Origin of the sequence: Mesorhizobium sp. M0571 (genome assembly GCF_040320985.1) — a bacterium.
GTDB lineage: Bacteria > Pseudomonadota > Alphaproteobacteria > Rhizobiales > Rhizobiaceae > Mesorhizobium.
The window spans coordinates 1-1,014 of the sequence record NZ_JAMYQT010000144.1 but is presented as its reverse complement, the minus strand read 5'-3'; the positions used below and the strand labels follow the sequence as shown (position 1 = coordinate 1,014).

Sequence of the window (1,014 nt, the reverse complement as noted above, 5' to 3'; positions counted from 1 at the left end):
GTTTTGGGCAAAGGCTTCCAGACCCACCGGCCCGCGATACCCCATGTCGAATAGAGCTCTCGCGATGTTGGGCCAGTTCATCTCGCCTGTTCCCGGCTCGCAACGACCCGGATTATCGGCCACCTGCACCTCGCCGATGAAGGGCAGGCACTTCTCGCACCAGCGCACGATATCGCCTTCGCCGATCTGAGTGTGATAAAGGTCGAGGTTGATCCGCAGTTGGGGTCTATTGATCGATGACACCAATGCCAGCACCGCTGCCGTCGAGCCGAAGGGGCAGCCCGGGTGGTCAAGCAGGTTCAGGTTTTCAAGCGTGAAGACGACATCTTCGGCCTCGGCCATGTCGCAGATACAGTTCAAGGTGTCCCGCGCCTTCAGCCACATGGGGCCGGTCTCGACTTCGGACTTCACAATAGGAATGCCGCCTTCGCCGAGCCCGGTGCCGTGCAGGTTGAGCCTGGCAATCCCGAGGCGCTTTCCGACTTTTGCGGTCTCCAGGGCGGACTTCAAGAGCATGTTGGCGCCCTCGTCGTCGGCGAGCCTTCCTTCGAGGTAGCCGTTCATGATCGTGAAGGTCGCCCCTGACTTCTCGAGCGCTGCGAGGTCATGGTCCGGCCAATTCCACAATCCGACGCCGAAACCCATCTCATGCAGACGTGCGACGCGCCAAGCCATCGGACGATCAAGCCAAAGCATCTCGGCGCAGGCGGCCAACTGGAAGGGTTGGCTCATGACGGCTCAAACCTCGACCATGACGCGGCCGTTCTCGACCTTCGTCTTGTAAGTTTTGAGGTTCTCGCAGGCCGGGGGCGTCTCTACTTCGCCAGTCGTGAAGTCGAAAACGGAAGCGTGCTTGGGGCATTCCACCGTATTCGCCATGACGAGGCCGTCAGCGAGGTGAATCTTCTCGTGCGTGCAAAGCCCGTCTGTGCAGTAGTATTCATCCGCGTCGTTGCGGAAGATCGCGAAGGTACGGCCGCCATTCTCGAAGCGCTTGGCTTCCTCGGCTTCGAT

Annotated in this window: 2 protein-coding genes; both read right to left on the bottom strand. The window is 60.3% G+C overall.

Annotation, left to right across the window (positions count from 1 at the left end; all coding sequences use genetic code 11):
• Positions 1-732: TIM barrel protein (locus NKI85_RS37750; protein ID WP_352780979.1), on the bottom strand; the 732-nt coding region annotated here is incomplete at its 3' end.
• Between the two features lie 6 nt (positions 733-738).
• Positions 739-1,014, bottom strand: a 276-nt coding sequence (locus tag NKI85_RS37745) for a MocE family 2Fe-2S type ferredoxin (protein WP_352780977.1), incomplete at its 5' end; no start/stop codon positions are given.